This is a genomic window from Halobacteriovorax sp. DPLXC-1, from assembly GCF_036903125.1.
GTDB classification, from domain to species: Bacteria; Bdellovibrionota; Bacteriovoracia; order Bacteriovoracales; family Bacteriovoracaceae; genus Halobacteriovorax_A; species Halobacteriovorax_A vibrionivorans.
Map to the genome: position 1 here is coordinate 870,851 of NZ_JAYMCO010000001.1, position 25,829 is coordinate 896,679.

A 25,829-nucleotide genomic window follows, 5' to 3' on the forward strand; every position below is an offset into this window, starting at 1 on the left:
AGGACGTAAATAGCTGATTATTTACTCAATTTTTAAGGAATTTATTTTGCTAAGCGTTGGACAGAGGTTGTCAATTTGGTTATTTCTCTTTGGCATCTTCGCTTCTACATATATGGGACTCTTTGTTACTTACAATACAACAGGTATTGATGAGAGTATGAATGAGCTTCTTGATCAAGACGTCTACTCATATTTTAAAAATGTGAAGTACTTTAAAATGTCTGATAAACAAGGACGTTATCATTTAGATGCTGCTGAGGTTTCACAAAATTTAACAACCAATGTTTTGATTCTTACAGAGCCGAGTGGGGTTCTAATTAACGACTATCAGTCGCAGCCGATGTATTACGATGCCTACACAGGTGTAATCAATGTTAATAAGAAGTATCTTTCTTTAAGAGGAAATGTCATCTTAAGAGATCCAAATATTCGTATCGAGTCTGACTCAATGACATATTCTGATAATTCTCAAATGGTAAATTTTCAAGGAAATGCAAAATCATCATCTAAGAATTTCGATGCTGCTTATGAAATTGAAGTTGGCGCAGATAATCTTTCATACAATCTCTCAAATGAGTTAGTTAGATATGATGGAAATGTAAAAGGAAAGGTAAGTCGAACGAGGGCCTATGAAGATGATATCAAATTTGAGGCCAACTCGATTGTCGTCGATAAGAGCAAGCGCAATGCCAATTTGAGTGGAAATGTAAAATTTCTTAAATCTCAACTAGTTGCAAGTGCTCGAAATGGCGAAATCTACCTAGATAATTATAACAAAAAGCTCAAGTATTATGCACTTTATGACGATGTGGTTATTGAGGAAACTGTTTCTCCTAAAGGACAGCCACCTTTCAAAAGGAAGGCTTTCAGTGAGAGACTCGAGGGATTTATGGCAGAAGAAAAAATCGTTCTGCTAGGTCTTCCAAGGGTTTATCAAAAGAAAGACTTATTGAGAGGTAACACAATTGTTCTTAGGCGAGACATCGAAACCATTGAAGTTGATGATGCTAATACGAATTTTAAAATAAGGTAATAGCATGTCAGAAGAAATAGCACAGTTATCAGCTCATGGTTTAAAGAAAGTTTACGGCGGACGAGAAGTCGTTAAAGGCGTAAGCATCGATGTTAAGCAAGGAGAAGTTGTCGGTTTACTCGGCCCAAACGGTGCTGGAAAGACAACATCGTTTTACATGATGGTTGGGCTCGTTAAAGCAGATGAGGGTAGTATTGATCTCTCAGGTGAAGACTTAACGGAGCAGCCAATTCATATTAGGGCACTAAAAGGTGTTGGGTATCTTCCTCAGGAAGCTAGCATCTTTAGAGATTTATCGGTTGAGGCCAATATTTACTCGGTACTTGAAAACCGAGACTTACCAAGGGCCAAGAAGAAGACACTTCTTGATAACTTGATAAGCGACTTTGGTCTTGGACATATCCGTAAGTCTCTCGGTTCAGCTCTTTCCGGTGGGGAAAGAAGAAGAGTTGAGATCGCACGAACACTGGCATTAGAGCCAAAGTTTGTCCTTCTCGATGAACCTTTCGCTGGAGTTGACCCGTTAGCCGTTAATGACATTCAAACTGTTATTAACAGCTTAAAAACGAGGAATATTGGAGTCCTCATTACCGACCACAACGTTAGAGAAACACTTGGAGTAGTTGATCGCGCGTTTATTATGAGTAGTGGAGAATTACTTGTAAGTGGGACACCGGAAGATATTGTAAACGATGAAAGAGCACGGAAGTTCTATCTTGGTGAAGAATTTAAAATGTAGCTAGACCAATAAACTAAAGTAGAGGTCTGGTTACGAAATGAATAAGGAACCACTATGGCCACTAAACTTTCACAAAGTCTAAATCAGTCTCAACAACTCGTGATGACGCCGCAACTTCAGCAGGCGATTAAACTACTCACATTAAGTCACTTAGAAATGACAGATGTTATTGCTAAGGAGATGGTTGAAAATCCGATGCTAGAAGAAGTTTCCCATGGTGAGGGAGATTACAAACTAGATAAGTTAGAGAATCAATCTAAAGAAGCAAAGGCCGACGATTTTAAAGAAGAGGCCATGATGAGTAGTGGTGACGATATCGACTGGCAAAAGTATGTCGATAGTTACAACTCAACTACATATGAACCAAATATGGCAACACCATCTCTTAGTCCAGATGATATGCCTAATTATGAAAATATGGTTTCCAAAGGTGCTTCACTAGCTGAGCACTTAGAGTGGCAGCTACGTATGGAAGACCTTAACGATGTGGAAATTGATTTTGCAATTGAGATCATCGGAAATATTAATGATGATGGTTATCTCTCATGTAAGTTTGATGAACTAATTGAGACTTCAAACCTTGAGCGTGAAGAGTGTTTGGGAATGTTGGAGCTTGTGCAAAGACTTGACCCTGTAGGATGTGGTGCTCAAGACCTAGTTGATTGTCTTCTTGCTCAGGCGCGTATCGCAGAAGAGCGTTCACCTTTACTAGAAAAACTTATTCGTTTTCATTTAACGAATCTTAAAAATAGAGATTATAAGAAAATTACAGCTGATACTGGTGTTGCTGAAGAGCAGATTATTGAAACAGCAAAACTACTTCATAATTTTCATCCAAAGCCAGGAAGACTTGTTGGTGGGGGTGAAACTCATTATGTCACACCTGATGTTTACGTAGTTGAAATCGGTGGAGAATTCGTTGTTCAGGTTAATGACGACGGTGTACCAAGATTAAGAATTTCTAAAATGTATCAGGATATGCTTAATCAAGCAGAATCCCTACAGAATAAAGAAGCTAAAGAATTTGTGGAAGAAAAACTTAAGTCGGCTTTATGGCTAATTAAGTCTATAAATAAGAGACAGAGAACAATTGACCAAGTGGCAAAATCAATTGTGAAAAAACAGCAGCAGTTCTTTAAAAAAGGACCTAAGCATTTAAAGCCAATGGTTCTAAAAGATGTTGCCAATGAATTAGGAGTTCATGAGTCGACAGTTTCACGTGCTACTTCAAATAAGTATATGCACACACCAATTGGAATGTTTGAATTAAAGTATTTTTTCAACGCTGGAATTGGTGGAGATAAAGGTGGAGTGGATGCCGTAGGTGAAGTTGTTAAGCTTAAAATTAAAGAGCTTGTAGACAATGAGAATCCAAAGAAGCCTCTATCAGATCAGAAGATTGCCGACCTTTTGAGTCAAGAGGAGATGAAAGTAGCAAGACGTACAGTCGCTAAGTACCGAGAAAGTCTTGGCATTTTGTCGTCGTCAAAAAGAAAAGTAAAATAGCTCGATATTTTGGAAAAACAGCCGATAGGTCAGTTCCAAGATACTTTATATCATAGAGGAGAATGTATTTTATGAAAGTTACAGTAAGTTTTAGACACCTTGAGCATACGCCAGCACTTGATGAGAGAATCCACGAAAAGTCAGAGAAGATTGCAAAATATCTGGATGGTAATCTCCATTTGAAGTGGAGCTGTGAAGTAAGAGATGGTCGCGAGCACTATGCTGAAATTGAGGTTCTAGGGCCAGGGTTTGACTTCCATGCTGAAGCTCATTCGGAAAACCTCTACAAAACAATTGACCTAGCAGTTGCTAAAATTGAAAAGCAAGTGCAAAAGAAAAAAGAGAAAATGCGTAATCGCAAAAAGATGCCTCATAAAGATATCGAGATCCTTGATCCAGAAAGTGCTTGGCTTGAGCACGAGTCTGATATTGATGATATGGCATCTTAAACTTATTTCTTAAGTAAAATTAATATCTAAAATAAGGCCTTCTAATAAAAAAGAAGGCCTTTGTCTTTTGTTGCTCTTCTTGCTAAGCTTCTCGCCTTAGAAAGGAGACCTTATGAAATTCTTAATTTCATTTTTATTAATTTTTAATACTTTTGCTTATGAAGAAATCTCTTCACACGCTAACTTTTATAAGAAAGTAACTCACTATGCTTTAAAGAATAAAGTCGCTCCAAGTGACATTCTTGTCATCTACGATATTGATAATACTTTACTACGTTTTAAAACGAGTTTTGCTAGTGATCAGTGGTTTAACTGGCAAAAAGATCAGATAAAAAAAGGATGCCCAAAACACTGTATCGCAAAATCTGTTGGGGGAGTGCTTCAGTACTCGTATAATGCGACTTTCTTGTCACGTATGTTACTTGTCGAAAAAGAAATCCCATCGCTTATAAGAAGCCTTCAGGAAGCTAATTATGGGGTTGTTGCTCTAACATCACGCGGACCTGTTAATCATCCAGCAACAATTCGTGAACTGAATCGAAATGGCGTTGATTTTGATAAGAGGAGTGCACCGAAATGGCCATTTTCTACTAAGCTGAATGGGCGAAAGGTTCGTTATGCAGATGGTGTCTTCTTAACGTCAGGGTTAAACAAAGGTGAGATGCTTACTTACCTTATTAATCGACCTAATTTAAAAAAGAAGTATAAAGCGATTTTCTTCTTAGATGATCGATTAAAGCATGTGAAACATATGGATAAGTGGTTTAAAGGAAAGCTTGATGTTAATTCATATCGATTAACAACGACAGATAAAATCGTTAAGGCTTTCGAAGAGTCTGATAAGAAAGAAGTAATAAGAGTTGGTGAAGAATTTAAAGCATTGATGAAAGATTTAAATTAAAAAAAAAGCCTTCTTAGAAGGCTTTTTTTAATATGATCTTGTCGTACAAAAAGTATTCATTCCAATTGTTGTACATTCAGTTTTTCCCGAACTTCTGCTTGTGCGAAAACTACCATCCCAGCTGTCTTGATCATGTTGTCTCATTGTAAGATAAGCAGATAGTGATGTTCTTTCTTGTTCAGAGAGATAAATGCTTTCTCCATTTTCAACTGCTCTTGATAACTCTTTAAAGTCGACATCGGCATCTTCTCTAATTGTGAGCATTCGCATACTTAATTTAACGGGATATCTTCTCTCATCCCAATTCTCTTTTATATGTCTTTTATTTGCTTTCTTATATCGCTTTCCATCTGATGATTTAATTGCGAATAGTCCAAATTTAAAGATTACACCTTTTTCATTTCGCATTTCATAGTTATCCACATGCCAATACTTTAATCCATCACTTCCAATAATAAGACCTTGGTCTTCATCAAAGTAAGATCCAGCTTGGTCAAAAGGAGCAAGTTTTGTTGGAAAGATACCTGCCTGTGCGCTTGAAATAGAAATTAGCATGATAAGAAATATACCAAAGATTGATTTCATTTATTTCCCCCTATCGAAATATGAACAATCTATATCGTCGGGGGAATGATGCTGTCTAGAGACAAAATGACACTACTAATTAATTGTAGAACTCGCGCATAAAGTCTTTAATAATCTTTTGTTCAACAGTTCCTTTTGTGCGAAAAGGCGCCGTGATTCTTACATTTAATTCAATTTCTTCCTTTGAATTAAAAGTAATTTGAACTCTTGGCTTTAAAAGAGGGGTTTCAAGATGAGACTTTGTAAATAGCTTATTAAGAGCTCTTTGGGCCACTTCAAAATACTCTGAACAATAGAAGTCAGCTCTTTCAAGAAGTATTTGCTCTGCTTTTTCCCAATCATCATGAGGGTCTAATATTATATTAAAGCTATGGAGAACATAGCTTTTTAAGAATGTTTCATTTGTTACCTTACAGCTTAGAAATACTGAATTTGGGATAATGATGGAGCGTCCCGTAAAATTATGAGAGTTCTTATTTGGCCCAAATTCTAAGAGAGTCGTTGTAAAAAGATCGCGATCGATAACACTTCCTCTTCTTCCATCGACTTCGATAGCATCACCAATTATGAAGCCACCAGAGAAAGTTTTATAGATTCCACCAATTAAATTAAGGGAGAATTCCTTTGTAATAAGGACGATAGCAACAAGAACAGCAGCGAGTGAAAAGGCCAAGTTCTTAATCTCTGCCGAATATATATACAGTGCAATAAAAGCAAATAAAATAGTTAGAGAGATATTTGTATTAACAACATAACGTCTTTTCTGCTCTGTAGAAACTGACTTTGTCTTCTTTAGTACAAAAGAGACAAAGTGATTAATAAAATAGAAAAGAATAATCAGTAATACTAAATATACTGACTTTTTAATTTCACCATTTGCATTAATAAAAATATTCTCTAATTTCATAAGCTTAATTATAGTCTCAAATCCATAAATCCAGAATAACTATTTGCACAAAATTGCAAATGTTAAAGACATAGTTAATAACATAGTGATAAAATTAATCAACCTGAAAATCATTTATAAGTAATCAAAAATAAAGGACTTTTGTTCATATGCTTAACGTTTCCAATATTTCAAAAATTCAAAGTAGTGAAACTCTCTATTCAGGAGGAAGTTTTCAAATAAATCCAGGTGAAAAAGTTGGTCTCGTCGGTCCAAATGGAGCTGGTAAAACAACACTATTTCGAATGATTATTGGAGAAGAAAAGCCAGATGAAGGACAAGTGTCATTTCCCGATAAATTACGTTGGGCCTATTTTTCACAAAAAGTAGGTGAGCTTGCGGGCCAAACAGCTCTTGAAGTTGTTATGTCCGGAGATGATAAAATTTCAAAATTAGGTGAAAAACTTAAGGTTTTTGAAGATAAATTGGCCGATTGCGCCAATATGAGTGATGACGAAATGAATGATGTCCTCATGAAAATGGGTGATGTTCAATCAGAGTTTGAAAAAAGAGGTGGCTATGACCTCGAAACTCGCGCTGAAGAAGTTCTGACAGGACTGGGGATTATGCCAGAAGATCACGGGAAGATGATTGAAGACTTCTCCGGAGGTTGGAAAATGAGAATCGCCCTTGCGCGAGTTCTTGTGATAAGTCCTGATCTCATTATCATGGATGAGCCGACAAACTATCTTGATATGGAGTCGATTCTTTGGCTTGAAGATTGGCTTAAGACTTTTGAAGGGGGAATCTTTATGACGACCCACGATCGCGACTTCATGAATAATGTTTGTAATAAAATTATTGAGATCGCTCATAAGAGAATTACCACATACTCGGGAAATTATGAGTTCTACGAAAAAGAAAGAGATATTAGAAGAGAGCAATTAATCGCTCAAGCTTCAAGGCAAGCTGATATGTTGGCCAAAGAAGAAGAATTTATTGCAAAGTTTAAGGCCCGCGCTTCTCATGCGGCACAAGTACAATCTCGTGTAAAAAAATTAGATAAAATTGATCGTATTGAAGTTCCTGCTGAAGAAGAAAGCATAAGCTTTCAATTTCCAACACCTCCGCGAGGTGGAGATGATGTTGTTATTATTAAGGACCTTGCAAAGTCTTGGCCTTTAAGTGAAGGAGCGCAACACGATGTCTTTGATGGCCTTTCAGTAACTGTAAAAAGAACAAATAAAATTGCAGTTGTGGGTGTTAATGGTGCAGGTAAGTCAACGTTATTAAAATGTATCACTGGCCATACAGACGCAACAAAAGGAAGTGTTAGTATTGGCCCAAGTATTAAACTTGGCTACTTTTCACAATATTCACTAGAGGTATTAAATCCTGAATCATCAGTTTTTGATGAAGTAAGAAAGGATCTACCAACAGCTAGTGATGGATATATTAGAAACCTTCTTGCGGCATTCTTATTTCGCGGGCAAGACGTTGATAAGAAAGTTAAGTATCTCTCTGGAGGAGAGAAGTCGCGACTTGTTCTTGCAACTCTTCTTTCACAAAATAATAATTTTCTGGTTCTCGATGAGCCAACAAACCATTTAGATATTAAATCGAGAGAAGTCCTCTTAGATGCTCTTAAGAGATATGAAGGGACGATAATGTTTGTCTCCCATGATAGACACTTTTTGAGTGAGTTGGCCGAGCAGGTTTACGAAGTCGATAAAGGTGAAGTAAGAATTTTTCCTGGGAACTATAAAGAATATTTGGAAAGGATTTAAATATGATTCACTTAGTTAATTCTGAAGCACAGTATTTAATACTATTTACAGTGCTCTTAATATTGCCAAAGCTTTTACTGAGGTTTCAGATCCCAATAGGGATTTCTTCGATTGCTTTGGGTGTCGGAGCTGGATTAGGACTGGGGTGGTTTAGAGGAGATGAGCTTCTTCTTATGCTTTCTCGTCTTGGTATTACTTCTTTGTTTCTCTTTGCTGGTTTTGAAGTTGAAATAGAAGAGCTAAAGCAAAATTGGAAGGAGTTATTTTTAGGAGTAACTCAAATGTTAGCAATTACGCTTTTAGTTGCTTTTGGAATTTCTCTTTACTTTGAAATTGCCTTTAGGCCTGCGACTTTAATTGCTCTTGGTATTATGACGCCATCGACAGGTTTTATTTTAAACTCTCTAAAAAATTATGGATTCTCAGAAGGTCAAGAGTATTGGATTCGTTCAAAGGCCATCTCTAAAGAAATTGCAGCGATCTTATTACTCTTTGTTACGTTGCAGTCTGAAAGCCTTGTGAACCTTGGAAGTTCAACAATGGTTCTTATTGCACTAAGTGTTTTCTTACCATTAGCATATAAATTATTCTTCAAGTATATAGCGCCTTATGCAAAAGACTCAGAAGTTGGTTTCCTTATTCTTACAGCTCTTATCTGTGGTGTAATTACAAAGAAAATTGGAACTTATTATCTTGTTGGTGCATTTATCGTTGGATTTATTGCTTCAGAGTTTAAGCACTTTGGAAAATCGGATAAGTCAGAAGAAATTATTAAGAACTTACAAATGTTCTTCTCATTCTTTATCCCATTCTACTTCTTCAAAGCAGGGGTTAGTTTTACAAAAGACCTATTTAGTACTGAAGGATTAATCATTGGTTTAGTTTTCTTAGGAGTCTTTATTCCATTGAGAATTATCAATACATATTCAAATATGAATTTCTTTATGAAGGACTTTTGGCCTGATCGTAAGGAAATTACTATGTCACTTCTTCCAACTCTTATCTTTGGTCTTGTTATGGCCCAAATTTCAAGAGAAAGATTTGATATACCACTAGAGATCGTTTCGGGGCTTGTTATTTATACACTAGTTGCAAGTGTAATCCCTGCGTTTATGTTTAAGAAAGTTCCACCTGAGAATTTCTAAAAATACAATGTTGCGCCTAGGATTACTTGATGGTTTTCTGGGCGCTCACCACTTGGCTCAGTGCTATCATCAAAGACAAATTCAAGACCTAGTTCAACTTGATCATATCGGTAAATATAAGAGGCAAGATAATAGGACATTTCGTAGTCTTCATAATTAACTTCATCAGAGTTTTGCCAATTATAGCCGATCATTAATTGATGTCTCTTTGTGATATTCCAACCAATTAATCCCTCAAAGTCATCAGTTCTAATAAAGTTTCCATCCACTAGCTCAAGATCCTTTGCATCAGCATAATTAAATGCCGTAAAAAATTCTTTATAGATGTATCTTGCTCCAACTGAAACCGATGTCTCGCTAACATCTTCTCCTGTGCTATCTGTAATGAGATTAATTGCAGCTGCACCAAGAATGATATTCTTTGTGATATAGCGAATAGAAGCTGCAATACTATGTTCTAAGACGAGCTGGCCAATAACATTGCCAGCAGAGTCGGTTATATCTGTTGACTCATCTCCTGTTAGTTTTGCTTGGGCCCCTAAGTGAATATTTCCTAGCTTATAACGTAGTTGGACTAGATCGACTCCACGAGACGTTCCAATAACTTCACCATTTGAAGTATAAGTTGAAGAGGCAAACGCACCTGTCACCATAAAGATATCTGTTAGGCCAGATATGTCGTACCAGACAGACCAGTTCTTTCCAATCGTTGCCTCAAAGTCTCCCTTGGATAGGGAGAGGTAAGTTAGTCTTGTTGAAAATGGCCGGTCGCTAGTATTATCTACTTGAAAACGACCGGTCGTATTAGGAATTTCCTGAACGCTTTGGCTCGTATTGCTGGTATTGATTCCAAACTCAGCACGAAGACCAGTGGTGAACCCCTCGAGTAGGCCATCTCTCTCATATTTGAACCCAAAACGAGAGGAGTTATTATTTAGCGACTGAACTCCCGCTTGGCCAATAGCGGCCATTGAAAGCTTTCCGTATAGACTAAAGTTTCCACCAAGGTCTTTGGCCTGAATTATTTTAGGAGTAAATAGAATGGATATTATAAAAAGATATTTTTGAATATACCCCACAAAACCCTCACTAAAATTAGTCTAATTTAATAGTAAAAGGGTTTTGTGTGGTTTTTTAACTTAAGAAAAGTAAATTCTTAGTGCTGTACGCCACCTACACCGTGAGCGTGACCGTGAGCAACTTCTTCATCAGTTGCCTCTCTAACTTCAGTGATTTCAATATCAAAAGTTAGATCTTGTCCTGCAAGAGGGTGATTACCGTCAAGAGTAACCTCTTCACCTTGTAGTTCGACGATTGTAAATGGAGGTAGACCTTGATCTTGGTTTACTTGGAATACGTCTCCAATATTTAATTGAGCGTCAGCTGGAAATTGTGACTTTTGAACTTTAATAATTAGTTCGTCATTCTTATTTCCGTAAGCATCTGCTGCTGCTACGTCAATTTTTGCTTTTTCTCCAACTGCCATTCCAATAACCTTTTCTTCTAGTCCTGGAATAATTTGTCCAACACCTTCAAGAAAAAGAAGTGGACCATGTTCAGAAGAAGTATCTAAAACTTCATTGTTTGAGTTCGTTAATGTGTAGTTAAATCCGATAACTTTTGGCATAATAAGCCCTCATGTTGTTAGTGTTTATTAATAAAAAAGAGTATAAAGTCTCAGCCTAACAATGTATTTGATAGAAGGCAAATAAAGAATGAGTGAATTAGAAAATGTAAAATACATCGAAAAAATCAATGGATTCCTTGAGGAAACAATCCAATTGGTAAAACGTTTACCTGATTTGAACGCCGCAGCACTGGCCGATATTGCAGATAATATCAAGGCTTTGCGCGACGAGTCGCTAAATTGTAAGGAAGATGATTTACCTGGAATTATCCAGCAGATGAATTTATTGAATCAATTGGCCGAGCGTTACGAACAGCACCAAAGTATGCCAAGCCTGGAATCTCCATTCTTTGGTCACTTTAAAATTGAGCAAAATGGAAAGTTAAAAGACTTCCTTATTGGACACGTACCATTTTCACATAAAGAGCTAAAGTTTAAGATTATTGACTGGAAAAAATCACCAATGGCGAGAATCTTCTATCAATATGGACAAGGTGATGACTTTGACTTTGATCTCGATGATCGAGTTATCGAAGGACGTATTTTAGAGAAGGCCATCCTAACTGTTAGAGATGGACAACTGGTACGAGTTGACCGAGAAGGGGATTCATTTGTTTATCGTGATAATAAATGGATGTCCCTAAATGAAACAGTTAAAAAACTTGCTGGAGGAGAAGGGAGTGCAAATCAGTCCCTTGGTAGTGGGCGTACTGGATTTGATGGGCCAGAAGTAATCTCACTCCTAGATAAAACTCAATACGACCTTGTTAATCAAAGTGTGAATAAGCCACTTCTAATTACGGGGGGAGCAGGTAGTGGTAAGACTACAGTTGCTCTTTATAGGATTGCAAAACTTTGTCGTGAAGATGGAATTCGCCAACAAGATGTAATGGTTATTGTTCCAAACCAAGGACTTGTTAAGCTTTCAAAGAAGCTTCTAATTGAGTCTAATCTTGAAAATGTAAGAGTCTCTACTCTTGATGATCTTATTAAAAAGATTATTTTTCAAAATATAAGAAATATACCTAAGAAGATTGAATATAATCCGATGGATTCAATTGCCACTGTAAAAAGAAATCCAAAGCTTCTTAGTTTAATTGATGAATATCTTGAAAAGAAAGAAGAAGGAATTCGAGCAAAACTTAAAGATCGTGACCTTGAATTTTTCGATAATCAAGATGGCCCTCTTTATTTAAAACTTAAGAGAGTTAGTGAGAAGACTCATGATTCGATCTTAAAAGTAGAATTAAGAAAGTTATTAAAGAGCTTTAAAAATATACGAGAAGAGTTATTAAATATCTTTTCAGACTATAGTCTAATGGAAAAACTTCCTGAGATGACTAATCGTCAAGTAACGTCACATATGCTTAAGGACTTAAAGTTTTATACTGCAAAACAAATTCAGTTAATGGACTCTGATAGTGATTACGTTAGTAAAGAGTCTCGAGATAGTGAAGTCACCGGATTTGTAGATAAGTACGATCTATCACTTTATAATTATTTAATTGTAAAACAATTTGGACATTTAAAGTATTTTGGCCGTGAATTTAAATTCTATAAGCATATCTTTTTAGACGAAGCACAAGAACTTTCACAAAGTGAACTTAAGCTACTTGGTCAAATTAAACATCGTGATGGAAATTTTACAATCGCTGGAGATAGTGTTCAGCAGATTGATCGCACTTTTGAATTCACTTCATGGCACGATGTCTGTCATAACCTTGAATTAGATGTCGATGATATTCAAGTTGAAGAGCTCAATGTTTCTTACCGTTCACCAAAAGAGATCGTCTCTTTCGCTCATCATGTACTAGGTCCACTTGCCCCTAAGCAATTACCTGATTCAAAGCGAGATGGTGGACCAATTGTTGAAACATCCGTTCAACATTTGGAACATGCGGCGATGCTAGTGAGTAGTGCTCTTATTGAACTAATGAATCGCGAACCGAAGGCCTCTGTTGCCATTATTTGTGCTAAGGAGAGTGTGGCGCGAGAACTGTATCGAGAAATTGAAGAGGTCGGAAGTGTTCGACTTGTTTTAGATGAGAACTTCTCACTGAAGCCTGGGATTGAAGTCACAACAGTAGAACAAATCCGAGGACTCGAATTTGATTATGTCATCATTCCAGATTGCGATAAGGAAAATTATCCAATTGATAACACTGCTCGTAAACGTCTACATTTAGCAGCGACACGTGCAATCCACCAATTATGGTTACTATATAAAGATAAGTCTCTTATTGCTTAAGTAAGAGACTATAGAGGAAGAAGTTTGAAAAATTTTGGATACGTAATTCTAGGCTATATGTCCTTAGTCGCTCTAAGCTTTATTGATAATGGACGTGGGGCCGTTTATCCAGAACTACTTCGCTTCTTTTCAATTGGGCCTGATAAGGGCTCATTAATCTTTTCTCTAATGTCTATTACCTCTGTTCTAGCATACCTATCAACTTCTCTCTGGCTACCTAGGCTAGGGCCTGTTGTCTCAACTCGAGTTGCTATGATCATGATGGCAATTGGAACATATGGTATTGGTGCAGGAGGAGACTTTCAAAACTTCGACTTAAGTTTAGTCTTTGGAGCCTTAGCTGGTTTTGGATTTGGAATTACTGGTATCACGATGAATTTTATGGTTGATTCTGGAGCACCACCTTTTCAAAAAAGGCGATTCTTATCGGGGCTACATGGAGCTTATGGGCTTTCTTCACTCCTTGCCCCACAATTATTATCACTATTTCTTTATGTTAATCTTAGTTGGATTCACTATTTTAAATTTTTAGCAATTCCTTGTGCTATTGTTTTGATTTATTCATTTTTTACTCATGATAGTCATCATCAAGATATAAAAGAAAACCACGGTACAATGAAGGATGCGTTTTTCATGAATCTCTTAATTGGCCTTTTCGCTGGTTGTTACGTAGCCTCGGAGATTATGGTTTCTTCTAGAATAAAGTATTATCTTGTTGAAGCCCATGGATTTAGTGAATACGTAGCAAATAATTATCTTTCTTATTTCTTTCTCTTTCTTATGATTGGGCGACTAGGATTCGCATTTTTTAGGATTGAATTAGAATCAAAAAAGTTAATTATTATCTCTTTAGTTTCGACATTAATTTGTTTTAGCTTAGGTGAGATACATCAAATATTTTATGCAATGACAGGGCTGTTTATGTCGTTTTGTTTCCCTGTCATTGTCGATTGGATTTCAAATTCATTTCCAAAAAAGAATCATGTCGTTCTTGGTAGTACCATGAGTTATATTGGAGTAGGTATTGCAATTATGCACTTTATCTTTGGTGCAATCGCCGAGCGCTTTGGTGCTGGCAACGCTTTCTACCTCTTTTATCTCTTAAATATTGGCTCTATGGTTTCATTTTTCATAGCGATGAGTCTTGTTAAAAGATATCATCAAAATGAGAGTTTATAAGAGAGATAATAGCTTCTAGGCATCGTTCCATAGTACTCGACGTTTTCGTAATCCTTATCAAGAATATTTAAAACTTTAAAAGAAAAGTTTTTATAATGATAAGTGAAATTACCTACAACATAGGACGGTAGCTCTCCACCAACATCTTTTCTCTTTCCAACGTATTGCCAATTATTAATCAGTCTTTGATTTTTACTTATTTGATAACCAAGAATTAAGCTTCCTAATTGTTTTGGTGTTCTTAATAAATCAGAATCATCTGTTTCATTCTTTGCACTTTGAAAAGTTAGAGATGTCTTTATATTGAAACTATTTTTAAATTCTATTGAATGATTTAATTCAATCCCTTGAATTTGAGATTTTGCTATATTGTCATAACCAAAAGCAGTAGTATCGTAATCAATTTGATTTTTAAGATCATAGTTAAATATAGCGGCCTCAAATTGAGACATTATCGTATTGTAGCTAAAGATAAACTCTGTATTTATACTATCTGTTGGTTTTAAATCATCAACTTGGTTGGCCAGTTGATAAAGTGTAGGAAGTTTAAATCCTTGTGAAATATGTGCCTTTAAAGAGATCTCATTATTTATTCGATAACCTGCACCTGCGCTACCTATTACGTTTGAGTTATTAGACTGTATTGATGAGAAGTCATCAAATCGCAGTCCAAGATCGTAGAACCATTTCTCAAGACTTAAGTTTGCTGCAGTGTAAACTGAGTATAATTCACTTTGAGAATTCTCAACTTCGTCTTCTTGCTTTGTGTACTCAACTCCAGAAAGTAGGCTTAGGTTTTGAGTGTGCTTATACTTAATATCAAGTTTAGCTTGTGTCTCATTACCTTTATATAATGGCGTAAAGCTATTCGTAGGGTCTTCTCTCTTAATATGTGAATAACGAATACTTGGAGTTATCGTTAATTTTTCATCTTCAGAAAAATAATTAAACCCTAGGTAATGATTTGATTGAAGGTATTCATTAAGATCGTTTTCAACGACATCGATTGGACCATACGGTGGAGAGGATTCAAAACCATCAATTTCTACTTCTGAGTCAAGAAGTTGACCTTGATAATTAAACTCTAATTGCTCGTTTAAAAGATAGCTTAAATTAAGATTGAGGTTTAAGTTTTTAAAAGAATCATCTTCTGCATTTTCGATTCTATCTTCATTGACAGCAGAGTAGCCATCACTTGAGAGGTAACTCGCACTTAATCCATAATTGAGCTTATCAGAGTTGCCGCTGCTCTGAAGGCCAGCTTTAACTGTATTTAAACTTCCGTATTCAAGATTTAATGAATTGTTCTTATGTCCTTTCTTTGTATTAATCTTTAGAACACCACCAACAGCGTTTGATCCATAGAGTATCGACTGACTTCCTTTTAAGATCTCAATGCTTTCGATATTTTCGAGTAAAAGATTATTCACTTGAAAAGAGTTATTTATATCAGTTGGATCAACAAGCTCGATATTATCGATAATAACTTTAGAAAAACCTGTTGGTAGTCCTCTTAAGTTAAAACTTGCGATTGATCCAAGTCCTCCTGTTTGGGGTATGAATACCGATGACCTACCTTGTAAAAGCTCTTGCAAGGTCGTTGCTCCAGAGTCTTCAATTTCTTGGGCGGTAATGACAGTCACATCGCTAGTTATTTTTTCTTTTAATGTTTCAAGCTTTGAGGCCTTGATAAAAATGTCAGCATGAATTGGTAATGAAACTATAGATAATAGAATAAGTGGCGTTTTTATGATCTTCCTCCGAGATATAAAGTTAAAAAAACAGGGATCGGACTTTAACCGTTGCGGGACAGTCTCTGAATTTCACAGAGTTCACCTTGTTGAATTTTTCAATTCATGAATTTTCACAGGAGGCTCATTGTCTGTCAAGAAGAGCTTGAAGACAATGGGCCGTAAGATAGAAATTATATATTGTGATAGTACTGAGAATTGACGACATTTTTATAAGTTTTAGGATCTTTCTCTTTTAAGTCTGAGAGAATAATCATATCTGGTGCATCTAAATCATTTGTATGTGTATGAACTTGATACTTAAATAACCAATTAAATAATTTACGATGCTCTAGATACACGATTGTCTCACAGGCAATTAGTAATATCGGCGCTATTAAAAATGAGTTACATAAGAATAACTCAAAAAATAAGATATTAATTACAAGTGGTGCTGCAATTACGGCCGATAATGGAATGAACAAATTTAATAGGAACATTGTCCCAAGTACAATTTCGAGTGATTTAATCATGTAGTAAAGATAACCAGTTTCTTGCAGAGAATTAATAAAGGAAAGGGCCTCAGGTGTAAATTGTGACTCTGTTAATAGTCCTAGACCTGGAGTAACTCCTCCTAGAAGTAGAACCGTTCCCATAACAATTCGAGCACCAACAAAGAGAAACTTCCTTCTTTTACTTTCTGACTTCATAAAACCTCCAAAAGTGATCACCATTGATTATATGACCCAAGAGGCAAGCAAGTATGGAGGTAATGTTAAAATAAATTCAAGTTAAGAGAAAACTTCTTGAATACTAAACGCTTCTTATCTTACAGATAAAATAACCATCTTTTTCAACAACAATATTTTTTGAAAATGGAATGCGGATTCGAAAAAGTGGATCGTAAATCACAAAAGTATCTAGTCGCTGATTACTCTGTTGAAGATATTGTGAAATATCACTTATTTCTTTACCTAGTAATCTTTGATCCTCTTCGTTTTGTACCGAAGTTAGAATTGTTCTCGACTGGTCTTGTTCCATTAACTCAGTATATGCAATACCTTTAAGAGGAGTTTCAACTTTTAGGGAATTCAGTAGAGGGGTTGTTTCAATGAAGTGGCCATCTCGAGACCCACAATAGAATTCAAATCCCTGTTGGACAAATTTCTCTAAGACCTTTTTACTTAACTCATCTTGATAGAGTCGTACTAATTTTAAACCTAAGTATCGAGCTTGTAACTGGAGTACTTCTTCGGGGATTCCTGTATGACCTAATTCATTACCTTCTTTATTAAGAAGACAAAGAAGAATAATTTCATCCTTTTTATGTGATTCTAATAGTTTCTTTAATGTTGCAAGAGAGGTTAAACCACCGCTCCAAAATAGTACTTTCTTATTTTTCATCAATTACTCTTAAGTCCAATTAATATGTGAATAATCCCTATAGGTTTATTTTTACCTCACAAACATGGACATGTTCAATGGAATAAAATTTTCTCAATGATTCTTCTGGAGGAGAAATGAATATGGAACCACTTAATAATTCAAATAATCAGACCCTATCTTTTCGAAATCTGTCCTTGGACCCAAAAAATCGAGTGGCCTATGTTGATGAAAGGAAGGTAGAGCTGACAAAAACCGAGTGTAAGATCCTATTTTTTCTTCTCGATGGTGGCAAAAGAGTCTATCCGAGGGAGCAACTAGTTAAATTTATATGGGGAGATGTAGATGTGGCAAATAAAACGGTCAATACCCACCTCACGCACCTAAGACATAAAACAAAAGGTGTTGATTTCAGGATTCGTATAAATCGCAACAACCAAATTTGCTTACACGATCTGTAATGTATTGAATTTATAGCCATTTTTCATATCTGTAGGAAATAATATTTCTATGATTAGGATAATTGTTTAGACATTTCCTATCTATAAGTTGTTAATTTTTTCGCCTCCCATTAACCTAATTTATTGAAGGGGGAGGAGTTAAAAATATGACATTTATTATCCAGAATGATTGGGTAGGATTTAGAAACCTGAGGATTAACCACAAAGAGAAGAAGGTTTATGTTGGAGATAATGAGGTAGCTTTAACAAAAACAGAGTATAAGGTTCTCTACTTTTTAATCTCAGGGGGAAAGAGAATTTATAAATTAGAAGAATTAGTAATGGGAGCGTGGGGACCTGTCGTTGTGACGAATAAAACGATAAATACGCATCTCTCTCATATTCGAGCAAAGATCGAGGGAGTCGACTTTAAGCTCAAGATTAATCGTAACGGCCAAGTCTGTATTAATGACTTATAAATAATTCATGCCAAGGCCTTTCTTCTTTAATTTCTTCCAGTTACAGCTATAATTGGCCCTTAACTGGAAGAGCAAATGAAGAAACTAAACTTAGAAAATTCTAATCAAAGAGATATATTGGGGGCCCAATTATGGGAACTCGATATCTCATTTGATAAGAGTATTTTTTCAAATTGTTTAGATCAGCTAAATCAGGAATTAGAAAATAAGAATTTATTAGTTCGACCAAAGGTTTGGCTTAGTGATGATTGGTTTTGTCCTGATTCTATCTCTGGAATTGCGATACCATTTACTCTAATGCACCCACGTTTAATAGCATTAGAAAGACAGTACATCGGTCATGTCGAAGGTGAAACTCGTGACTGGTTTATGAAGCTTATGCGACACGAATGTGGGCATGTTATGGATAATGCCTACTTTTTAAAAGACGAGCAAAGAAGAAAGAGTATCTTTGGTGATCATGATAAACGTTATCCAAATTCATATACTCCTAAAGTTTTCTCTAAGAATTATGTATATCACTTAGAAGATCATTATGCTCAGGCCCATCCTGAGGAAGACTTTGCAGAAACATTTGCAACCTGGCTAACTCCAAGATCAAATTGGAGAAATATATATGAAAACTGGCCAGCTCTAACAAAGCTTAAATACGTTGATTCTCAAATGAAGAGTTTACGCGGTAAGAAGCCAAATGTCGTTTGTTATAAAGAAGTCGACTCGATAGAGGAGAGCACATTAACTGTTGCAGAGTATCTTCAGCTTAAGAAGAAGAGACTACGTAAGCAGTCTTTAACAAGACGAAGTCTTAAGCATATTGAGTCATACTTAAATGATAACTCAACAACTGGAACAGATTTAAGAGTTGTTCTAAAAAATAATCGTCAGAAGTTAATTAGAAACATCGCCTTGAAGACTAATACATATCAATATAAAATAGATTCTGTTGTTAAAGATTTGGAGAATATTACTTCAGTTAAGAAGCTATATATTCCAAATGAAAGAGGAACTCAAAACTTAGAGAAACTTTTGCTAAGTCATACTAAAAAGTTTTTCACTGAGGGCCGCGACAGGATTATCATGTGAGTAAAAAGAAAGTTCTCGTACTTGTCCATTCAGATCTAATTCCACCTCAAGATATTTCTAAGGAGGAGGAAGCACGGGAAGAGTTTGAATATAAGCCTTGGATTACTGAATACAATGTTATTAAGACATTAAAGAGTCTTGGTCATAACGTAAAAGTCGTAGGTCTTTATTCTGACTTAATGCCTCTTAGAGAGGCCATCGATGAATTCAAACCAAATATTGTTTTTAATCTACTTGAGGAATTCAATGGTAACGTTCTCTTTGATCAAAATGTGGTTTCCTACTTAGAGCTACTTAAGGTTAAGTATACAGGTAATAATCCAAGAGGATTAATGATTGCACGTGACAAGGCCATGGCCAAGAAGCTTCTTTCATATCACCGAATAAAAACACCACAATTTCAAGTCTTTAAAAATCGTAAAAAAACGAAGCTTTCTAAGAAGTTGAAGTTCCCACTAATCGTTAAGTGCTTATACCAAGATGCTTCATTAGGAATTAGTGGAGCTTCAATTGTAAAAAGTGAAGAGAAGGCACTTGAACGTATTAAGTATCTCATGGATAAATACGAAGAAGAGGTCATCGTTGAAGAATTTATCGAAGGTCGTGAATTCTTTGTGGGAGTTATCGGTAATAAACGATTAACGATTCTACCAATTCTTGAACTTCGTTTTAACAAAGTTGATAAGCCTGAACTTGAACTCTATTCAGAGAAGGCCAAATGGAATATGAAGTATCGCAAATCAAAAGGTATCGATATTGAGTTAGCAGATATTCCTAAAGAAGTTAAAGAGCGAATAATAAAAATCTGTAAGCGAACATATAAAGTCCTTGAGTTAAATGGCTATGCTAGGATTGATTTACGTGTTGATGAAAATGGAATCCCATATATTATTGAGGCCAATCCAAATCCAAATATCGCCATGAAAGATGAGTTTGCGATGGCTGCAGAGTCAGCTGGGATAAGCTATAAAAAGTTAATAACGAAACTAGTTAATTAGTTTGAGTTAGGAAGATTGAGCTTTTCGTATTGTGTCTTTAATTGTCCACAAGCTGCTAAAATATCATCGCCCTTTGTTTCTCGTACCGTACAAGTTAGTCCCGCTGCTTGTAGTGATCTTTGAAACCATTCAATGTGTTCATCACTTGGTCTCTTGAACTTACTTTCTGGGTACTCATTAAAAGGGATAATATTAATTTTTGATTCTTTTTTAGGTAGATTTTCAATGAGGCCATCAATATCTTCTTGGGTATCATTTAGATCTTTAATGAGTAAGTACTCGTACATGATACGTCGAGAGTTTTTAACAGGAATTGTTTTCAATGCCTCAAGCAGGCCATCAACTTGGTAGCGCTTATTAATTGGCATAAGCTCAGAGCGTAGGTTATTTCTAATTGCATGTAGTGAAATGGCAACATTCACATCCGGTAGCTCTTCCCATTGCTTAATCTTAGGTACTAATCCTGATGTTGAGATAGTTACCTTGTGCTTGCTAAGAGCAATTCCTAAAGGATCAGTTAAGAGGTAGCAGGCCTTTTTAACATTTTCAAAATTATGAAGAGGCTCACCTTGGCCCATAAAAACAATATTTGAGATTTGATAATCTTTATCTACATTCTCGCGCATCCAGCTTGATACCGTTAAGTATTGACCGACAATTTCAGCTGTCGTCAGATGTCTTGTAAGGCCCTGGGTGGCAGTATGACAAAAGGTGCAGCCAATTGCACAGCCAACTTGTGATGAGATACAAAGAGTTGATCGTAGTCGCTTGTCATTTTCACTTTCGATCAAAACAGCTTCAATCGAATTCTTATCTTTAAGACCTAGGAGAAACTTTCTCGTCCCATCTTTTGACAGTCCTTGCCATAATACTTTGAGTAAGGAAAGGTCATATTCCTTAGCTTTTTCACGTACCACTCTTGGCGCATGCTCCCATGTATCAGGGTTGAAATTTAACTTTTTATAGACCCACTTTCCCATGATTTTTGCTTCATCATATGGGAAACTTTCTAAAGTTAAATTATATAAGCTATCTTTTGTCATAATGCATAATTAACCAATTGCATTGGGCCAGTCAATCTTTAAGGAGGAATAATGCGAATTTTACTACCTATTTTGTTCTTATTCAGCTTTGTAAGCTGTTCATCAGTCACAACGAAAGATGTTGACTACCAAGTAGGAGAACAGAATTTCAAAGGTTATATGGCACTTAATGGAAGCGCTGATGATAAGCGCCCTGGTATTGTTGTTGTTCATGAATGGTGGGGACATAATGATTATGCCAGAAAGAGGGCCGATCAATTAGCTGATCTTGGCTATAATGCTATTGCTCTTGATATGTATGGTGATGGAAAAACTGCTGAGCATCCAAAAGATGCGATGAAATTTTCAAAGCAGGCTTTTAGCAACCCTAAATTGTTAAAGGCAAAGTTTAATGCTGCGGTAGAACTTTTAAAGAAGCAAGAAAGTGTCGACCCTGAAAGAATAGGTGCAATTGGATATTGCTTTGGTGGGGCAGTAGTTCTTTTTAATGCAACTCAAGGAGCAGATCTAAAAGCAGTGGTTTCATTTCATGGTTCTCTAGGTGGAATAAAGACAGTAAAAAAGGGATCAACAGCTAAATTACTTGTAATTAATGGTGCAGATGACCCACTTGTTTCAAAAGAAGATATAAAGAGCTTTAAGAATGTTATTAGAGATTCGAAACTTTCCATGAAGTTTGTGAACCTTCCAGGTGCCACTCATGCCTTTACTAATCCTGCTGCGACAGAAAAAGGAAAGAAGTTTAACTTACCGTTAGCTTACAATGAAAAAGCGGATAAAGAATCTTGGGAGATGATGAGAGAGTTTTTACAAAATACACTTTAAATAAAAAAGGCCGTCTTATTGACGGCCTTTTTACTTATAGACATGAATTTAATTTCTTAAAGTTTAAATCAGTGTGATAACCATTTAGACTTAAATCATCAAAGCTTAGTGCTCTTGTTAGTTCATCATTATAATTAACAGCTTTCCAACTTATTGCTACAGGACTTTCACAATCAAGAGCAACATTTTCAATATCAATGATCGATAAGAATTTATTCTTCATTGGAAGTTTAACCTTACATGCTTGGAAGCTACCTGTGTCTCCAACTGAAGAACATAGAGCTGGCTTTTGAGTTTCAAGAACTAATAGATCTCCATCTTTTCTAAAAATTGTAATATCTTTTGATGAAGATTCAAAAGTTGAACCATTATTTACAAGCGCTTCTTGAATTAAGTTAGTTAGAGCATTTCGCTTGTGAGTATCATGGTGTAGGTTACAGTCAGCTGGAGTTGAAGGGTTGAACTTTGTTTGACATGCAAAGTTTTCAGCAAGAGCAACACCGTCTCTTTCACTTACTTTTGCACCGAAATCAGCATCACCTTCAATCTTTCCATGAAGCATACCAGCTACTTTACCATCTACAATTACTGGAGCACCTGTTGAGTTCCAGTCGATTGCACAATTAGAAAGAACAAAGTTCTTAGAATCTTTTGTTCCGTTAATTGTAGTAAGTAGTGAATTTGTAATACCTTTACATTCTTTCTTTGCTCGAGTGTACTTTCCTTCTGAGAGTGCGTAATTTGTTGTTCCACCTCTTGAGAATGAAGTTATTTCAAAAGTTTTATTCTTATCTCCAAACTTAACACCATCAAATGTTGTTTCTAGGAATCCAACATTACTTTTTTGTTTTGTATTAACTAGAACAATTTCAGAATATTTTTGGTTTTCAATTGAGTCACATGTGTAAGTGAAGCCTTTTAAATCCTTGAAAGCAATTTGCTTACATGCAGATGCCATCCAGTCTCCAAATGATTGATCTCTTTCTTGTCTTGGAAGACATTTCTTTGCTGTAGCAACTAAGTTATCACCAACAAAGAACGATGCACATGTTTGAAGTCGCCCACGATTTAATTTACCCATCAGTAAGACTTCATCTATACATCCATCTTTTGAATATCGATCACATACAAAAGGTGCTTCATTTAGAGCTGATGCAATTGAGACTCCACCAAGGCCTTGGCTATTTAATGTTGGGCCAGTGTTGTCGTATAGGGAAGAGCGATCACCACAAGAAGTGAGACCAGCTAAGGTAAATACAAGTGTTGTTAGAAGTAGGGCGTTCTTCATAAATTCTCTCTCAAATATTTGATTAATGTTGGCCAAAATCTAGCATAAGAAAGATGAACTATGTATCAGTATGTGTCTCAATATAATTTTTACAATTTAGATTATTGAATGACTTTAGTGTAAGATATAAACCATGAATATCGTCTTTCTCGATGGTAAGTGCTTGATTTGTAATGGCATCATCAAATTTATTTATCGAATTGATCGTAAGAAACGGATCAAATTCTGTCATCTCCAAGATGAGAAGGCGCTAAATTATCTAGAACAAGATTTCGTTAAGAATTTATCAACTGTCGTTTTCTATCAAGATGGTAAGATTTCAACGAAGTCTGATGCGGCCATTAATATCATGGTGACGCTGGGTCATACATATTTTAAACTCTTTCGTTTTATCCCGCGTTTCATTCGTGATGGAATTTATCAGTTTATAGCAAAGAATCGTTATATTATTGGGGAAGAACTTGATGTCTGTCCTATTCCTGAAGCTGACTTAGCAGAGCGCTTCCTCTAGCTCTTCAGATGTAAGCTGGCCACATGCCGCCAGGATGTCATCTCCTTTAGTCGTTCTTATTTTTGCATGAAAGCCAAGCTCCATTAGGCCAACCTTAAATTCTTCAACAGATTCCATCAGTGGCCTTTTATAAGGGGCACCAGGAAATTCATTAAATGGAATGAGATTGAAGATAACAGGCATTCCTTTTAAAAGCTCTCCAATCTTTTCTAAGTGCTTCTTACTATGATTTAAGTCCTTGATAACAAGGTACTCGAAAGTAAGGTATTGGCGCTTCATAAGTTTAAGGCCTTTTAATTCCTCAATTAGTTTTTCAATAGGGTAAGCCTTGTTTAATGGAATAAGTTCACTTCTTTCATCATTAAATGGTGAGTGGAAGCTAAGAGCAAAGTTGATACTACCTAATTCCTTAAAGCGTTTTATCCCTGGTAAATAGCCTGCTGTTGAAAGAGTGATTTGTCTTGGACCTAGGCCCATACCTTCATTTATCCTCAGGATTGAAATTGCCTGTGCTACTTCTTCAATATTATGAAGTGGTTCACCTTGGCCCATAAAGACAATATTAGGAGCCGCTTGATGGCCATTAAACTTTTCTTTAATGAAGTTATACGCTTGAATATATTGAAGAATGATCTCTTTTTCTTTAAGGGAGCGAGTAAGGCCCTGTGTTCCTGTAAAACAGAATGAGCACTTCATTGAACAGCCAACTTGAGAAGATAGGCATAGAGTGTACTTCTTTTGAAAGGGGACACAAACGGTTTCAACTGTGCGTCCATCGCTAAGCTTAAAAAGTAACTTAATGGTCTTATCATCAATAGACTCTTGAACCTTTGCTATTTCAAGAAAATCAAAAATAAAGTTATCTTCTAAAAGAGGGTAGAGCTTCTTTGGTAAGCCTTCAATTTCGTGAAACGACTTCTTACTGTGTTTATAAACTTGAGTATAAATTGTTTGAGCATGGACTTTTGTAAACCCATGCTCAATTACAAAGGACTCTAGTTGTGAAAGTGGGAGGCTAAAGAATGACTTTATTAGAGCATCCCCATCTTACGGGCCTGCTCCATCATTTGTTCACGCTGCTCTGGTGTCATATTTTGAACCATCTCTTGCATCTTCTGCATTTCTTCAGGTGACATTTGAGACATCATCTCTTGTGCCTTTGCATACATATCTTCTTGATTCTCAAACTTCTCCATTGAGAAGATGATTTTTTCTGGACCAATTTCACTACCGATCATCTTTTTTTCACGAAGTTCGTCGAGAACTTTATTTAGACTAAGACCTTTTGAGTCTGCGATTTCATACATTTTCTCTGTTGGTAGAGAAACCTTCTTTTGAGGGAAACCATTGGCACTTAAATTTTTGATAATTTGATCAATAAAGTTTTCCATGTACTTATCCTTTTTCTAGTCGTTTAGGGCACTATTATTAACATGATGCGCATGAAATTCCAAGATTAAGGCCATTTGAAGCCTTTGTGTTATAATTTATTTATGAAAATAATATCTCTTCTTTTAATTTTATCTCAGTTTCAAATATATGCTCTTCTTTGTTCTAAAGATTACCTTCCGGTTTGTGCCAATGGAGTTACTTATACAAATGCTTGTATGGCAGAGTCTTCAGGAGCAACTGATATAAAGAATGGTGCTTGTGAAGTTGTTGAAAAAAAGAAAAATAAGCCTTCTCATGTTTCTCCGCCTAAACCATCTACTTGTGTATGTCCTATGATTTGGAAACCTGTTTGTGGTGTTGATGGAAAAACTTATGGTAGCTCATGTAATGCTCGATGCAAGGGTGTTCCAATTAAGCATCAAGGGGCCTGTGACAAGATAGAATCTCACTAGATTTTTTTATTTATAAAAGGCCATTATTTAACTTAGAAGGTTAACAGTTGAATTTACAAGGGTTAACAGTTGAATTAAGGTTAACTATAGAAACAAAGCTTAAGTTGCTGATCTTATTGC

Annotated in this window: 27 protein-coding genes and 1 riboswitch; of the genes, 16 read left to right on the forward strand and 11 right to left on the reverse strand. The window is 36.0% G+C overall.

The genetic code is table 11. The features are described 5' to 3' along the window. The first annotated feature begins 67 nt into the window (after window positions 1-67). The 5 genes from VCM44_RS04225 to VCM44_RS04245 all read left to right on the forward strand — a co-directional run bounded on the left by VCM44_RS04225 (window position 68) and on the right by VCM44_RS04245 (window position 4,628). Window positions 68-1,033: an LptA/OstA family protein gene (locus tag VCM44_RS04225; RefSeq protein WP_114705443.1), complete on the forward strand. Its 966-nt coding sequence runs from the start codon at window positions 68-70 to the stop codon at window positions 1,031-1,033. A gap of 4 nt (window positions 1,034-1,037) precedes the next feature. Beyond that, window positions 1,038-1,772, forward strand: coding sequence for an LPS export ABC transporter ATP-binding protein (gene lptB / locus VCM44_RS04230; protein ID WP_114705442.1), 735 nt, complete (start codon window positions 1,038-1,040; stop codon window positions 1,770-1,772). Between the two features lie 54 nt (window positions 1,773-1,826). Then, the gene (gene rpoN, locus VCM44_RS04235) at window positions 1,827-3,278 is read left to right on the forward strand and encodes an RNA polymerase factor sigma-54 (RefSeq protein WP_114705441.1); all 1,452 of its coding nucleotides are present in this window, start codon (window positions 1,827-1,829) and stop codon (window positions 3,276-3,278) included. 71 nt (window positions 3,279-3,349) lie between these two features. Beyond that, window positions 3,350-3,727, forward strand: a complete 378-nt coding sequence (hpf, locus tag VCM44_RS04240) for a ribosome hibernation-promoting factor, HPF/YfiA family (protein ID WP_334678091.1) — start codon at window positions 3,350-3,352, stop codon at window positions 3,725-3,727. Window positions 3,728-3,839: 112 nt separating this feature from the next. After that, window positions 3,840-4,628: a DUF2608 domain-containing protein gene (locus tag VCM44_RS04245; RefSeq protein WP_334678092.1), complete on the forward strand. Its 789-nt coding sequence runs from the start codon at window positions 3,840-3,842 to the stop codon at window positions 4,626-4,628. A 27-nt stretch (window positions 4,629-4,655) separates the two neighbouring features. On the opposite strand, the gene VCM44_RS04250 is transcribed toward VCM44_RS04245, so the two are convergent. Together VCM44_RS04250 and VCM44_RS04255 are read right to left on the reverse strand one after the other, a co-directional pair. Further along, window positions 4,656-5,213 carry a hypothetical protein gene (locus tag VCM44_RS04250; RefSeq protein ID WP_334678093.1) on the reverse strand — a complete coding sequence of 186 codons (558 nt, stop codon included), beginning with the start codon at window positions 5,211-5,213 and terminating at the stop codon, window positions 4,656-4,658. Between the two features lie 79 nt (window positions 5,214-5,292). After that, complete coding sequence (locus VCM44_RS04255) at window positions 5,293-6,120, reverse strand: mechanosensitive ion channel family protein (RefSeq protein ID WP_114705437.1); 828 nt, start codon at window positions 6,118-6,120, stop codon at window positions 5,293-5,295. Window positions 6,121-6,269: 149 nt separating this feature from the next. Here VCM44_RS04255 and VCM44_RS04260 point away from each other — a divergent pair, with 149 nt between their 5' ends. Together VCM44_RS04260 and VCM44_RS04265 are read left to right on the forward strand one after the other, a co-directional pair. Then, window positions 6,270-7,886 (forward strand): ABC-F family ATP-binding cassette domain-containing protein, encoded by a 1,617-nt coding sequence (locus VCM44_RS04260; protein ID WP_334678094.1) that lies wholly within the window; start codon window positions 6,270-6,272, stop codon window positions 7,884-7,886. Window positions 7,887-7,888: 2 nt separating this feature from the next. Next, window positions 7,889-9,031, forward strand: a complete 1,143-nt coding sequence (locus tag VCM44_RS04265; RefSeq protein ID WP_334678095.1) for a cation:proton antiporter — start codon at window positions 7,889-7,891, stop codon at window positions 9,029-9,031. On the opposite strand, the gene VCM44_RS04270 is transcribed toward VCM44_RS04265, so the two are convergent. Then, window positions 9,028-10,110 (reverse strand): porin, encoded by a 1,083-nt coding sequence (locus tag VCM44_RS04270; protein WP_334678096.1) that lies wholly within the window; start codon window positions 10,108-10,110, stop codon window positions 9,028-9,030. The genes VCM44_RS04265 and VCM44_RS04270 overlap by 4 nt on opposite strands. Window positions 10,111-10,187: 77 nt before the next feature. Then, window positions 10,188-10,658, reverse strand: a complete 471-nt coding sequence (locus VCM44_RS04275; protein WP_199506598.1) for an FKBP-type peptidyl-prolyl cis-trans isomerase — start codon at window positions 10,656-10,658, stop codon at window positions 10,188-10,190. An 88-nt stretch (window positions 10,659-10,746) separates the two neighbouring features. Between VCM44_RS04275 and VCM44_RS04280 the strand changes: the two genes are divergently transcribed. After that, a complete protein-coding gene (locus VCM44_RS04280) occupies window positions 10,747-12,906 on the forward strand; it encodes a UvrD-helicase domain-containing protein (protein WP_334678097.1) in 2,160 nt (719 codons plus the stop codon). A 24-nt stretch (window positions 12,907-12,930) separates the two neighbouring features. Beyond that, window positions 12,931-14,085 (forward strand): MFS transporter, encoded by a 1,155-nt coding sequence (locus VCM44_RS04285; RefSeq protein WP_334678098.1) that lies wholly within the window; start codon window positions 12,931-12,933, stop codon window positions 14,083-14,085. On the opposite strand, the gene VCM44_RS04290 is transcribed toward VCM44_RS04285, so the two are convergent. The 3 genes from VCM44_RS04290 to VCM44_RS04300 all read right to left on the reverse strand — a co-directional run bounded on the left by VCM44_RS04290 (window position 14,067) and on the right by VCM44_RS04300 (window position 17,219). Then, window positions 14,067-15,854, reverse strand: a complete 1,788-nt coding sequence (locus VCM44_RS04290; RefSeq protein ID WP_442905005.1) for a TonB-dependent receptor plug domain-containing protein — start codon at window positions 15,852-15,854, stop codon at window positions 14,067-14,069. The two genes, VCM44_RS04285 and VCM44_RS04290, sit on opposite strands and share 19 nt — an antisense overlap. A 7-nt stretch (window positions 15,855-15,861) precedes the next feature. After that, a riboswitch (adenosylcobalamin-variant (AdoCbl-variant) riboswitch) is annotated at window positions 15,862-15,938 on the reverse strand. Between the two features lie 71 nt (window positions 15,939-16,009). Further along, complete coding sequence (locus VCM44_RS04295) at window positions 16,010-16,525, reverse strand: hypothetical protein (protein ID WP_114705430.1); 516 nt, start codon at window positions 16,523-16,525, stop codon at window positions 16,010-16,012. A 103-nt stretch (window positions 16,526-16,628) separates the two neighbouring features. Then, window positions 16,629-17,219 carry a hypothetical protein gene (locus VCM44_RS04300; protein WP_114705429.1) on the reverse strand — a complete coding sequence of 197 codons (591 nt, stop codon included), beginning with the start codon at window positions 17,217-17,219 and terminating at the stop codon, window positions 16,629-16,631. Between the two features lie 122 nt (window positions 17,220-17,341). On the opposite strand from VCM44_RS04300, the gene VCM44_RS15130 reads away from it, so the two are divergent. The 4 genes from VCM44_RS15130 to VCM44_RS04315 all read left to right on the forward strand — a co-directional run bounded on the left by VCM44_RS15130 (window position 17,342) and on the right by VCM44_RS04315 (window position 20,198). Further along, on the forward strand, window positions 17,342-17,659 hold the full coding sequence (locus VCM44_RS15130) for a winged helix-turn-helix domain-containing protein (protein ID WP_158536734.1): 318 nt from the start codon (window positions 17,342-17,344) through the stop codon (window positions 17,657-17,659). 146 nt (window positions 17,660-17,805) lie between these two features. Further along, entirely contained in the window at window positions 17,806-18,117 is a 312-nt protein-coding gene (locus VCM44_RS04305) for a winged helix-turn-helix domain-containing protein (RefSeq protein ID WP_334678099.1), read from the forward strand. Between the two features lie 75 nt (window positions 18,118-18,192). Further along, the gene (locus VCM44_RS04310; protein WP_334678100.1) at window positions 18,193-19,200 is read left to right on the forward strand and encodes a putative zinc-binding metallopeptidase; all 1,008 of its coding nucleotides are present in this window, start codon (window positions 18,193-18,195) and stop codon (window positions 19,198-19,200) included. After that, a complete protein-coding gene (locus VCM44_RS04315) occupies window positions 19,197-20,198 on the forward strand; it encodes a D-alanine--D-alanine ligase family protein (RefSeq protein WP_120405281.1) in 1,002 nt (333 codons plus the stop codon). The genes VCM44_RS04310 and VCM44_RS04315 overlap by 4 nt, the downstream gene beginning before the upstream one ends. On the opposite strand, the gene rlmN (VCM44_RS04320) is transcribed toward VCM44_RS04315, so the two are convergent. Further along, window positions 20,195-21,241, reverse strand: coding sequence for a 23S rRNA (adenine(2503)-C(2))-methyltransferase RlmN (gene rlmN, locus VCM44_RS04320; protein ID WP_114705424.1), 1,047 nt, complete (start codon window positions 21,239-21,241; stop codon window positions 20,195-20,197). The genes VCM44_RS04315 and rlmN (VCM44_RS04320) overlap by 4 nt on opposite strands. Window positions 21,242-21,292: 51 nt before the next feature. On the opposite strand from rlmN (VCM44_RS04320), the gene VCM44_RS04325 reads away from it, so the two are divergent. Next, window positions 21,293-22,066, forward strand: a complete 774-nt coding sequence (locus VCM44_RS04325; protein ID WP_114705423.1) for a dienelactone hydrolase family protein — start codon at window positions 21,293-21,295, stop codon at window positions 22,064-22,066. Window positions 22,067-22,100: 34 nt separating this feature from the next. Here the strand turns inward: VCM44_RS04325 and VCM44_RS04330 are convergent, their stop codons facing one another. Further along, on the reverse strand, window positions 22,101-23,354 hold the full coding sequence (locus VCM44_RS04330; RefSeq protein WP_334678101.1) for a hypothetical protein: 1,254 nt from the start codon (window positions 23,352-23,354) through the stop codon (window positions 22,101-22,103). A 133-nt stretch (window positions 23,355-23,487) separates the two neighbouring features. Here VCM44_RS04330 and VCM44_RS04335 point away from each other — a divergent pair, with 133 nt between their 5' ends. After that, complete coding sequence (locus VCM44_RS04335) at window positions 23,488-23,865, forward strand: thiol-disulfide oxidoreductase DCC family protein (RefSeq protein WP_114705421.1); 378 nt, start codon at window positions 23,488-23,490, stop codon at window positions 23,863-23,865. On the opposite strand, the gene rlmN (VCM44_RS04340) is transcribed toward VCM44_RS04335, so the two are convergent. Next, a complete protein-coding gene (gene rlmN / locus VCM44_RS04340; protein ID WP_334678514.1) occupies window positions 23,845-24,897 on the reverse strand; it encodes a 23S rRNA (adenine(2503)-C(2))-methyltransferase RlmN in 1,053 nt (350 codons plus the stop codon). The two genes, VCM44_RS04335 and rlmN (VCM44_RS04340), sit on opposite strands and share 21 nt — an antisense overlap. Next, window positions 24,897-25,256: a hypothetical protein gene (locus VCM44_RS04345; protein ID WP_114705419.1), complete on the reverse strand. Its 360-nt coding sequence runs from the start codon at window positions 25,254-25,256 to the stop codon at window positions 24,897-24,899. The genes rlmN (VCM44_RS04340) and VCM44_RS04345 overlap by 1 nt, the downstream gene beginning before the upstream one ends. 102 nt (window positions 25,257-25,358) lie before the next feature. On the opposite strand from VCM44_RS04345, the gene VCM44_RS04350 reads away from it, so the two are divergent. After that, on the forward strand, window positions 25,359-25,709 hold the full coding sequence (locus tag VCM44_RS04350) for a Kazal-type serine protease inhibitor family protein (RefSeq protein ID WP_114705418.1): 351 nt from the start codon (window positions 25,359-25,361) through the stop codon (window positions 25,707-25,709). Window positions 25,710-25,829 lie beyond the last annotated feature (120 nt).